This is a genomic window from Lysinibacillus sp. NPDC097231, assembly GCF_044761885.1.
Lineage (GTDB): Bacteria > Bacillota > Bacilli > Bacillales_A > Planococcaceae > Lysinibacillus.
In genome coordinates this window covers 41593-53786 of record NZ_JBIWDH010000022.1, presented here as the reverse complement: position 1 = coordinate 53786, position 12194 = coordinate 41593, and the positions used below count along the sequence as shown (strand labels likewise).

9 protein-coding genes and 1 other annotated feature are annotated in these 12194 nt (G+C 39.6%); all 9 genes read right to left on the bottom strand.

The genetic code is table 11. The features are described from left to right. Positions 1 to 12: 12 nt before the first annotated feature. The 9 genes from ACIQXF_RS14145 to nusG all read right to left on the bottom strand — a co-directional run bounded on the left by ACIQXF_RS14145 (position 13) and on the right by nusG (position 11971). Positions 13 to 261 carry a ribosomal L7Ae/L30e/S12e/Gadd45 family protein gene (locus tag ACIQXF_RS14145; RefSeq protein ID WP_402783779.1) on the bottom strand — a complete coding sequence of 83 codons (249 nt, stop codon included), beginning with the start codon at positions 259 to 261 and terminating at the stop codon, positions 13 to 15. 138 nt (positions 262 to 399) lie between these two features. After that, on the bottom strand, positions 400 to 4086 hold the full coding sequence (rpoC, locus tag ACIQXF_RS14140) for a DNA-directed RNA polymerase subunit beta' (RefSeq protein ID WP_402783777.1): 3687 nt from the start codon (positions 4084 to 4086) through the stop codon (positions 400 to 402). A 207-nt stretch (positions 4087 to 4293) separates the two neighbouring features. Then, positions 4294 to 7869, bottom strand: a complete 3576-nt coding sequence (gene rpoB, locus ACIQXF_RS14135) for a DNA-directed RNA polymerase subunit beta (RefSeq protein ID WP_402783775.1) — start codon at positions 7867 to 7869, stop codon at positions 4294 to 4296. A 241-nt stretch (positions 7870 to 8110) separates the two neighbouring features. Then, positions 8111 to 8713, bottom strand: coding sequence for a class I SAM-dependent methyltransferase (locus tag ACIQXF_RS14130; RefSeq protein WP_402783773.1), 603 nt, complete (start codon positions 8711 to 8713; stop codon positions 8111 to 8113). A 76-nt stretch (positions 8714 to 8789) separates the two neighbouring features. Further along, on the bottom strand, positions 8790 to 9149 hold the full coding sequence (gene rplL / locus ACIQXF_RS14125; RefSeq protein WP_010860618.1) for a 50S ribosomal protein L7/L12: 360 nt from the start codon (positions 9147 to 9149) through the stop codon (positions 8790 to 8792). Positions 9150 to 9221: 72 nt separating this feature from the next. Next, positions 9222 to 9722, bottom strand: a complete 501-nt coding sequence (rplJ, locus tag ACIQXF_RS14120) for a 50S ribosomal protein L10 (RefSeq protein ID WP_402783771.1) — start codon at positions 9720 to 9722, stop codon at positions 9222 to 9224. 32 nt (positions 9723 to 9754) lie between these two features. Next, positions 9755 to 9901, bottom strand: a sequence feature (ribosomal protein L10 leader region). Positions 9902 to 9966: 65 nt separating this feature from the next. After that, positions 9967 to 10665: a 50S ribosomal protein L1 gene (gene rplA, locus ACIQXF_RS14115; RefSeq protein ID WP_402783769.1), complete on the bottom strand. Its 699-nt coding sequence runs from the start codon at positions 10663 to 10665 to the stop codon at positions 9967 to 9969. 119 nt (positions 10666 to 10784) lie between these two features. Next, entirely contained in the window at positions 10785 to 11210 is a 426-nt protein-coding gene (gene rplK, locus ACIQXF_RS14110) for a 50S ribosomal protein L11 (RefSeq protein ID WP_004233593.1), read from the bottom strand. Positions 11211 to 11437: 227 nt separating this feature from the next. After that, positions 11438 to 11971 carry a transcription termination/antitermination protein NusG gene (gene nusG / locus ACIQXF_RS14105; protein ID WP_402783767.1) on the bottom strand — a complete coding sequence of 178 codons (534 nt, stop codon included), beginning with the start codon at positions 11969 to 11971 and terminating at the stop codon, positions 11438 to 11440. Positions 11972 to 12194: the final 223 nt, after the last annotated feature.

Here is a 12194-nt window from a genome sequence, read left to right as displayed (position 1 = left end):
TATACACAAAAACTACTGTACAGCAATAGCAACTACTGCAGCTCCCACATGGATTCCACAGGCCTTGCCTAGTTCCTTTTTGGACTCTACAAGAATAACTGGTATCCCGATTTCTCTCGCGAAAGATATGGCCGAATCGGTTACCCAATTGTCTGCATCGAGTGCCACAAAAAGTTCTTTCACTGAACCAGCTTGCATTGCTTTTACTGCTTGCTTTGTACCTATGATTGTTTGACTAGCCCTTACTTTATCATAAGACATTTTCATATCCTCCGAAGTACAGACAGTTAACTATCAACCTTCAATATATTATCATTACCAATTCTGACTGTCAACTAATATCTTTAAAAAGCCCGAAGAGATGATTAAAACACATCTCTTCGGCACTTATTGTATTGATTATTCAGCTGAAACTAGATCTTCTGTGTCAAGCTCATCTTTTTCAATACGGATTTGACGGTATCTTTGCATACCAGTACCTGCAGGAACAAGTTTACCGATAATTACGTTTTCCTTCAGACCAAGAAGTTCATCACGTTTACCTTTAATAGCTGCATCCGTTAACACACGAGTTGTTTCTTGGAATGATGCAGCAGATAAGAATGATTCTGTTTCAAGAGAAGCTTTTGTAATACCTAGGATAACAGGACGGCAAGTTGCAGGGTTTTTGCCATTTAATACAGCATCTGCATTCGCTTCTGAGAATTGGTGGATATCTAGTAATGAACCCGGTAATAATTCTGTATCACCAGCTTCAATTACACGTACTTTACGAAGCATTTGGCGAACCATTACCTCGATATGTTTATCTCCAATTTCTACCCCTTGCATACGGTATACTTTTTGTACTTCTTTTAACAGATATTCTTGAACTGTTGAAACGTCTTTAACTTTTAATAATTGTTTTGGATCGATAGAACCTTCTGTCAATACCTGACCACGTTCTACAAAGTCGCCTTCTTGTACTTTCAGACGTGCATTGTAAGGTGCCGCGTATTTACGTGTTTCTACTTCACCCTCAATTGTAATTTCTTTTAGACCTTCACGGATTTCAGTGATGTCTGAAACTGTACCTGCGATATCAGAAATAACTGATTGACCTTTAGGATTACGAGCTTCAAAAATCTCTTGGATACGTGGAAGACCTTGTGTAATATCATCCCCGGCAACCCCACCTGTATGGAATGTACGCATCGTTAACTGTGTACCTGGTTCACCGATTGATTGAGCCGCAATAATACCAACTGCTTCCCCAACTTCAACCTCTTCACCTGTTGCTAAGTTCATGCCGTAACATTTTTTACATACGCCATGTTTTGTATTACATGTAAATGCAGATCGAATTGTTACTTCTTCAATACCTAACTCAGTAATGATACGAGCGATATCTTGGTCGATTAAACCGTCTTTTGCTAAAATCACTTCGCCTGTTTCTGGATGAGAGATAGTTTTCTTCGTATGACGACCAACAATACGTTCATCTAACGCTTCAATTAACTCTGTACCTTCCATTAACGCACCGATTGTTAAACCACGGTCAGTTCCACAGTCGTCTTCGCGGACAATTACATCTTGTGCAACGTCTACTAAACGACGAGTTAAGTAACCTGAATCGGCAGTTTTTAGGGCTGTATCGGCAAGACCTTTACGAGCACCATGCGTAGAGATGAAGTATTCCAATACTGTTAAACCTTCACGGAATGAAGATTTAATTGGAAGTTCGATGATACGACCAGCCGGGTTGGCCATCAGACCACGCATACCTGCTAACTGTGTAAAGTTAGATGCGTTACCACGGGCACCTGAGTCAGACATCATAAAGATTGGGTTTGTTTTCTCAAGCGATTTCATAAGCTTTGATTGAATTTCATCTTTCGCAGCACTCCAGCTTGAGATAACTCGATCATAACGCTCATCTTCAGTGATGAAACCACGACGGAATTGCGCTTGAACTTTATCTACTTTTTCTTGAGCTTCAGCTAAGATTTCACCTTTATCTGGTAATACGACGATGTCAGATACACCTACAGTAATACCAGCGCGTGTTGAATATTTGAATCCTAGGTTTTTCATACGGTCAAGCATTTTAGATGTTTCAGTAATGTGGAAACGTTTAAATACTTCAGCAATGATATTTCCTAAGAATTTCTTACGGAATGGGTTTACAACTGGTACTGATGCAAAGTACTTGCGTAGTACAGCTGTACGTTGTGCATTAATTTTACCTTTTTCATCAAGCCCATTATAAGCCGCATCTGCTTCAAGTTCTTTTAATGTTTCTTCATCAATTGTTAAATTCACAAAGAATTTATCTGGAGTTTCTTGCTCTAAGTTGAAATCAGTTGGCTCATTAATGTATGGGAATGATTTAGGCAAGATTTCGTTAAAGATTACTTTACCAACAGTTGTTAATAGGAACATATTATTTTGTTCTTCCGTAAATGTTGGGTTGTTTAACGAACTTGCTTTAATCGCAATACGAGTATGCAAGTGAACATGACCTGTATCATATGCAATTAATACTTCGTTTGGTCCGTAGAAAATTGTTCCTTCGCCGCGAGCTGCTTCACGCTCAAGTGTTAAGTAGTAGTTTCCTAATACCATATCTTGAGATGGTGTTACAACCGGTTTACCGTCTTTCGGGTTCAGGATATTTTGTGCAGCAAGCATTAGAAGACGAGCTTCTGCTTGCGCTTCTGCTGATAATGGTACGTGAACCGCCATTTGGTCACCATCGAAGTCAGCGTTATAAGCTGTACATACTAATGGGTGAAGACGAATAGCACGGCCTTCAACTAGTGTTGGTTCAAACGCTTGAATACCAAGACGGTGAAGCGTTGGTGCACGGTTTAGTAGTACTGGATGCTCACGAATTACGTCTTCTAAAACGTCCCATACGTCGTTGTTTAAACGCTCGATTTTACGTTTAGCAGATTTAATGTTATGAGCAAGACCACGTTCAACTAACTCTTTCATTACAAATGGCTTGAATAACTCAATTGCCATTTCTTTTGGTAGCCCACATTGGTACATTTTTAAGTTTGGACCTACTACGATAACCGAACGACCAGAGTAGTCAACACGTTTACCTAATAAGTTTTGACGGAAACGACCTTGTTTACCTTTCAGCATGTGTGAAAGTGATTTTAATGGACGATTACCAGGACCTGTTACAGGACGACCACGACGACCGTTATCGATTAATGCATCAACAGCTTCTTGTAACATACGTTTTTCGTTTTGAACGATGATGCTTGGAGCACCAAGGTCTAGTAAACGTTTTAAACGGTTGTTACGGTTGATTACACGACGATATAAATCATTTAAGTCAGAAGTTGCAAAACGACCACCATCTAATTGCACCATCGGACGAAGCTCTGGTGGAATAACTGGTAGTACATCTAAAATCATCCATTCAGGAGAGTTACCAGAGTTACGGAATGATTCAACAACTTCAAGACGTTTAATTGCACGTGTACGACGTTGACCTTGTGCTGATTTCAATTCTTCTTTTAAAGAATGAGTTTCATCTTCAAGATCAATTTTGCCTAGCAATTTCTTAATTGCTTCCGCACCCATAGAAGCTTCGAATGTGTTTCCGAATTTTTCACGATACGCACGGTACTCTTTTTCAGAAAGCAGTTGCTTACTTTCTAAGTTTGTAGCACCTGGCTCGATTACAACGTACGATGCGAAATAAATTACTTCTTCTAATGCACGTGGGGACATATCTAAAATAAGACCCATACGACTAGGAATACCTTTGAAGTACCAGATATGAGAAACTGGTGCTGCTAATTCGATGTGGCCCATACGTTCACGACGAACTTTAGCGCGTGTTACTTCAACACCACAACGATCACAAACTACGCCTTTGTAGCGTACACGTTTGTATTTACCACAATGACATTCCCAGTCCTTTGTTGGACCGAAAATACGCTCACAGAATAAACCATCTTTTTCTGGTTTTAATGTACGATAGTTAATTGTTTCAGGTTTTTTGACTTCACCGTATGACCAAGAACGAATCTTGTCAGGAGAAGCTAAACCGATTTTCATATATTCAAATTCATTAACGTCTATCAAGGAGCCTACCTCCCTTTAGTATAGGTCTTTATAAAGACTCTTTACGCAGCTCGATAATCGTTTTGCAAAGATCATATCTCTTTGGAAAAAGATTAAAATAGAATAAATTATTGAAAAGAAAAACCGGACAGGGCGTTGAATCCTGCCCGGCTAATTTGAAAAATAAATTTGACCATATTCACAAAGAATGTGAACAAACGTTATCCATTATTCAAAAGACTCTACTGGCTCTTCTACTGTATCTGGCTGTGGTGCAATGTTAAGCGCATCAGCTGGTTGAAGATCTTCTTCTTCATCTAAGTCGCGAAGCTCTACTTCTTCATCATTGACTGTTAACATTTTCACATCCATACCAAGAGATTGTAGTTCTTTAATCAATACTTTGAATGATTCAGGAACGCCTGGCTCTGGTACACTTTCACCTTTAACGATTGCTTCGTATGTTTTCACACGACCAACAACGTCATCGGATTTAACTGTTAAGATTTCTTGAAGTGTGTAAGCAGCACCATATGCTTCAAGTGCCCATACCTCCATCTCACCAAAGCGTTGTCCACCGAACTGTGCTTTACCACCAAGTGGTTGTTGAGTAACAAGTGAGTAAGGACCTGTTGAACGTGCGTGTAGTTTATCATCAACCATGTGAGCAAGTTTGATCATATACATGATCCCTACTGATACACGGTTATCGAATGGTTCACCTGAGCGTCCATCATACAGGATTGTTTTACCATCACGGTTCATACCTGCTTCTTCCATCGTTTCCCAAACATCTTCCTCATTGGCACCATCAAATACTGGTGTTGCCATATGAACACCTAAGTAACGAGAAGCCATACCTAAGTGTAGCTCTAAAACTTGTCCGATGTTCATACGAGAAGGTACGCCAAGTGGGTTTAACATGATATCAACAGGAGTACCGTCTGGCATGAATGGCATATCCTCTTCCGGTAAGATACGAGAGATAACCCCTTTGTTACCATGGCGTCCGGCCATTTTGTCCCCAACGCGAATTTTACGTTTTTGTACAATGTAAGCACGAACTAATTGGTTAACACCTGGTGGTAATTCATCGCCATCTTCACGATTAAATACCTTCACGTCAAGAATAATACCGCCGGCACCATGTGGTACACGTAATGAAGTATCACGAACTTCACGAGCTTTTTCACCGAAGATAGCATGTAATAGGCGTTCTTCAGCAGTTAATTCTGTAACCCCTTTAGGTGTTACTTTACCTACAAGAATATCTCCATCGCGTACTTCTGCACCAATGCGGATGATACCACGTTCGTCTAAATTACGAAGTGCATCTTCCCCAACGTTTGGAATATCACGAGTGATTTCTTCAGGTCCTAATTTTGTATCACGAGACTCTGATTCATACTCTTCAATATGAACAGATGTATAAACATCGTCTTTAACAAGGCGTTCACTCATGATAACAGCATCCTCATAGTTAAAGCCATTCCAAGTCATGAACGCAACAAGTACGTTACGCCCAAGAGCAAGTTCACCTTTTTCCATAGAAGGACCATCTGCTAAAATGTCACGAGGTTTCACACGTTCGCCAACCTTTACAAGTGGACGTTGGTTGTATGAAGTACCTTGGTTAGAACGAATGAATTTTTGTAATTTATATTTTGTTAAATCGCCTTTAACCTCTTTACCGTCAACGACTTCAATACGACGAACATGGATCGAGCGAGCTTCAACATGCTCAACAATACCATGATATTTTGCCACTACAGCCGCACCTGAGTCACGCGCATCAACATGTTCCATACCAGTACCAACGAATGGTGCTTCTGGGTTAAGAAGAGGAACCGCTTGACGTTGCATGTTGGCACCCATAAGTGCACGGTTAGAGTCATCGTTTTCTAAGAACGGGATACATGCAGTCGCAGCCGAAACGACTTGTTTTGGTGAAACGTCCATGTAGTCCATTTGAGCCTTATTGAATACTGTATTATCCCCACGGAAACGACCTACTACTTCGTCCTTAGCAAATGTACCATCAGGATTTAACAGTGAGTTCGCTTGTGCTACATAGTAGTTATCTTCTTCGTCAGCTGTTAAATAATCAATCTGTTCCGTTACTGCACCTGTTTCGTGGTCAATACGACGATAAGGTGTTTCAATGAATCCAAATTTATTAACTTTGGCAAATGAAGATAATGAGTTAATTAAACCGATGTTCGGACCCTCTGGTGTCTCGATTGGACACATACGTCCATAGTGAGAATAGTGAACGTCACGTACTTCGAAGCCAGCACGCTCACGTGTTAAACCACCAGGCCCTAATGCAGAAAGACGACGTTTATGCGTTAACTCTGCTAATGGGTTTGTTTGGTCCATGAATTGTGATAACTGAGAGCTACCAAAGAACTCTTTAATTGACGCAATCACTGGACGAATATTAATTAATTGTTGTGGTACGATAGCAGCCGTATCGTTAATAGACATACGCTCACGTACTACACGTTCCATACGAGATAAACCGATACGGAATTGGTTTTGTAACAACTCACCAACAGAGCGTAGACGACGGTTACCTAAGTGGTCGATATCATCTGTTGCCCCTACTTGGTAAAGTAAGTTGAAGAAATAACTTACTGAAGATAAAACATCAGCAGGTGTAATATTCTTCACTTCTTCATCAATGTACGCATTACCAATAATATTGATTTCTTTTTGCGCTTCATCTTTTGGTGCATAAATTTTAATAGATTGGATTGTTACATCATCCTCAAGCACCCCACCTATTTGTGATAAAGTGCGGTAACCGAGTCCTTTTGATGAATCTTCAAGGTACGGTAAGATTTTATCTAAAGTACGGCGATCAAGGACTGTACCTTTTTCTACTAAAATTTCGCCTGTTTCTGGGTCTACAAGCGTTTCAGCAATCGTTTGGTTAAATAAACGATTTTTGATGTGAAGCTTTTTATTCATTTTATAGCGACCAACATTCGCTAAATCATAGCGTTTCGCATCAAAGAAACGAGAGTATAATAAACTCTTCGCACTTTCAACTGTTGGTGGCTCACCTGGACGTAAACGTTCATAGATTTCTAAAAGTGCTTTTTCTGTACTTTCAGAGTTATCCTTTTCTAACGTATTACGTAGATACTCGTTGTCACCGATAATATCGATAATTTCTTGGTCAGAACCGAAACCTAATGCACGAAGTAACACTGTTACTGGTAGCTTACGAGTACGATCAATACGTACATATACTACATCTTTGGCGTCAGTTTCATATTCTAGCCACGCACCGCGGTTTGGAATAACTGTAGCTCCGAAACCTTTTTTACCGTTTTTATCAGTTTTATCATGGAAATACACACTTGGCGAACGAACTAATTGTGAAACGATAACACGTTCAGCACCATTGATAATGAACGTACCTGTCTCTGTCATTAACGGGAAATCACCCATAAAGACATCCTGTTCTTTCACTTCGTCTGTTTCTTTGTTGTAAAGACGTACTTTCACACGTAATGGAGCTGCGTAAGTAACATCTCGCTCTTTACACTCATCGACATCATACTTAGGATCACCTAATGAATAATCGATGAATTCTAATGAAAGATTACCTGTAAAGTCCTCGATCGGCGAAATGTCACGGAACATTTCACGTAAACCTTCTTCAAGGAACCACTCGTAAGACGCCGTTTGAATCTCAATCAGATTTGGAAGCTCAAGCACCTCTTTAATACGCGCAAAGCTTCTACGCTGGCGGTGTTGTCCATACTGAACTAGTTGACCTGTCAACTCATTCACCCCTCAATAAAGCGATATTAGGTCTTTGCAAAATCATACAAATAGTGTATGATTTCGAAAGACAAAAAGAAAACGAGTCTTCAAAAAGATCTCATTTTCGGTTAACTAAACTATCTTGGCAAGTGTACCCATATTAAAACAAACATATACAAAAAGGGCACACGACCTCAAAATAATATTTTTGCATTGTATCATATTATCATAGCCGATTTGTCAAGTCAATATTTTATACATATTTCATTTATTTTTTTGCACGTATGATCCAATATCCTTTTTTCTTCTCGACAACATCGACTTCTAAAAACTTCTCTTCTAAGTAACTTACCGTTGATGGAGCACCCTGCTTCTTCTGAATCACTACCCACAGCTCTCCAGATGTCACTAGTTTATCGTAAGCACCATCGTAAAAACGGAAAATTGTATCTTTTCCTGCACGAATCGGAGGGTTGGTTAAAATAGCCGCAGCCTTCGCATCATTATCCACCATCGATAGTCCGTCACTTACAAATATTCGTACATTTTGAACTCCGTTTACTTGCGCATTCTTTTGCGAAAGCGCAACTGCACGTTCGTTAATATCCATCATAAAAACAGTACGTTCTGGATTTGCTTTGGCAATAGACAATCCAATCGGCCCGTAGCCACAACCCACATCAAAAATTGCACCGTCAATTTTAGGCATTTCAAACGTATCTATTAATACACGGGATCCAAAATCTACTTCGCTTTTACTAAATACACCCGCATCCGTTTCAAAAGAAAACGTATGCCCAAGTAACTTAAATGTCCAGTGACGAGGTTTACTCTCAGCTTGAGGTTTATTTGTATAATAGTGATCTGACATTTTCATGCCTCCTCAGAATGAAGAAAAAGCTCGCCACAAATGACGAGCTTTCTTTTTGTATGAAAGTAATACGAGATTACTTAACTTCTACAGATGCGCCAACTTCTTCAAGTTTAGCTTTGATTTGTTCAGCTTCATCTTTAGAAACGCCTTCTTTAAGAGCTTTAGGAGCGTTATCTACAACTTCTTTAGCTTCTTTAAGACCTAAACCAGTGATTTCACGAACCACTTTGATTACTTTGATTTTTTCTGCACCAGCAGATGCTAATACTACGTCAAATTCTGTTTTTTCTTCAGCTGCAGCAGCACCGCCAGCAACTACTGCTACTGGAGCAGCAGCTGTTACACCGAATTCTTCTTCGATAGCTTTTACTAAATCGTTTAATTCAAGAACTGTCATAGCTTTGATAGCTTCTAAGATTTGCTCTTTATTCATTATAATTTCCTCCTAATTGGATAACGTTTTGTTTTTGCGGGTCAGGCCGCAGAAGTTATAGTACGTAAGGAATTACGCACCTTGTTCTTCTTTTTGTTCTGCAACAGCTTTTGTTGCAAGTGCGAAGTTACGCACTGGAGCTTGAAGTACAGATAAAAGCATAGAAAGAAGACCTTCGCGCGATGGAAGTTCTGCAAGTGCTTTAACATCTTCAACAGAAGAAACTGTACCTTCGATAATACCTGCTTTAATTTCTAAAGCTTCATTTTTCTTAGCGAACTCGTTGATGATTTTAGCAGGAGCTACAACATCTTCATTTGAGAACGCAATGGCGTTAGGACCAACTAATACGTCGTTGATTCCTTCAAGGCCAACAGCTTCAGTAGCACGACGAGTTAATGTGTTTTTGTAAACTTTGAACTCAACGCCAGCTTCACGAAGTTGTTTACGAAGCTCTGTCACTTGCGCAACATTAAGACCACGGTAATCCACAACTACTACAGAAGCAGCATTTTGGAATTTTTCAGTAATCTCTTGAACTTGTACTTGTTTGTTTTCGATTGCTTTGCTCATGATGACACCTCCTATAAGAATGGGTCATTTATACCGACAAAAGAAAAGCCTCTGGGTCAAAATAGACACAGAGGCTGAAAGTCATCATCTTTAAATAAGAATCCGAATTCCGCTGTCCTCGGTAGGAACATTAAGTGACAAGTCACTCCTACTGTCTACGGTACAAATGGATGATTCACAACAGCAACCATCATATCATAGATACTAATTGCCGTCAATAAATAAATTTATATAAAAAATTTAATTATTTTACTACTACGTTTGAAGCGTCAATTTTAACAGCTGGACCCATTGTAGTTGTAATGTTTACAGATTTCATGTAAGTACCTTTAGCTGCAGCAGGTTTTGCTTTTTGCACTACCTCAAATACAGTTAAGAAGTTTTCCACTAATTTTTCTGCAGGGAAAGAAACTTTACCGATAGGAGCGTGGATGATACCAGCTTTATCAGCGCGGTATTCTACTTTACCAGCTTTAATTTCTTCGATAGCTTTTGTTACATCGAAAGTAACTGTACCAGTTTTAGGGTTTGGCATTAAACCTTTAGGTCCTAATACACGACCAAGTTTACCAACTTCACCCATCATGTCAGGAGTTGCTACGATTACATCGAAATCAAACCAACCTTGTTGGATTTTTTGGATGTATTCTGCATCGCCTACATAGTCAGCACCAGCTGCTTCAGCTTCTTTAAGTTTTTCACCTTTAGCGAATACTAATACGCGTTGAGTTTTACCAGTACCGTTTGGTAGCACTACTGCACCACGGATTTGTTGGTCGTTTTTACGAGTATCGATTCCTAAACGGAAAGCAACTTCTACAGTAGCGTCGAAGTTCACTGTACTAGTTTTTTGAGCAAGTTCGATTGCTTCTTGTGCACCGTATAGTGTGTTACGGTCGATTAATTTTGCTGCATCTTGCAGTTTTTTACCTTTTTTAGCCATTATATATTTCCTCCTTGATTGTGGTTATAACGGATTTTACCTCCCACGAATAAAGGTTGCGCGTTCACAAAGAAACTCCGCAACCTTCCAAAAAACAATACATCATCAAGTAACTGGGATTAGTCTTCGATAACAATACCCATGCTTCGTGCAGTACCTTCAACCATTAACATAGCAGCTTCCACTGAAGCAGCGTTAAGGTCTGGCATTTTAGTTTCAGCGATTTCGCGAACTTTATCACGTTTAACCGTTGCCACTTTTTTACGGTTTGGTTCACCTGATCCAGATTGGATACCAGCTGCTACTTTAAGTAAAACTGCTGCAGGTGGAGTTTTTGTAATGAAAGTGAATGAACGATCCTCGAATACTGAAATTTCAACCGGAATAATAAGACCAGCTTGATCAGCAGTACGCGCATTGAATTCTTTACAGAATCCCATGATGTTCACACCCGCTTGACCTAATGCAGGACCAACCGGCGGAGCTGGGTTTGCTTTACCAGCAGGAATTTGAAGTTTAACAACTTTAATAACTTTTTTAGCCACGAGACACACCTCCTTAAGTCCGTGATGTGGTAATTGGGTTGCCCCTCCCACTCAATATCTGTCTGTCAGCTAAGTGCCGATAACATTAAAATTATCATTACAGACGTCAAACCAAAGTATGACAGTCTGACCTATGAAATAATACCACTTTTAATTTTTTTAAGCAAGTAGTAATTAACAAAATCTGCGACATACGTCTCAGACATACCATAATTCAGTTACTAGAACTATATTTTCTGCATTTGCTCAAAATCTAGTTCCATAATTGTTTCACGACCGAACATATCGACAGAAACTTTCACTTTTCCTTTTTCCGTGTCAATTTCTTCAACACGTCCTTGGAAGTGAGCAAATGGCCCTTCTAATATTTCTACTGCTTCTCCAACAGAAATATCAACCTCAACAACTTTGTCCGTCATTCCCATTTGTTGTAGTAGACGATCTGCTTCCTCAGGTAATAAAGGTGTAGGTTTTGCACCACCGCCTGATGAACCGATAAAGCCTGTTACACCTGGCGTATTACGCACAACATACCACGAGTCATCTGTCATGATTAGTTCTACTAAAACATAACCTGGGAAGACTTTTCGCATCATCGTACGCTTTTTCCCATCCTTCATTTCTGTTTCCTCGTGTTCAGGCACGATAACACGGAAAATCTTATCCTGCATACCCATTGTTTCAACACGTTTCTCTAGGTTTGCTTTTACACGATTTTCATACCCTGAATAAGTATGAACAACATACCAATTTTTCTCCATAACTACTAGGACTCCTCGTCCGTCCCTCCCTTACAAATAAGAGTGAAAATGAATCACGATATGCTAAACGCATCCTTTACTCTTTTCACAAACTACTCATTAGAAAAACATAGCTTTCGCTAATAGCCTAGCGAAAGCCCGATGATATATACCCAAACTAGCATAGTCATCTATCACTACCCTCATACTATACTTGGTAGCAGACTTATCATAATGAGAATAT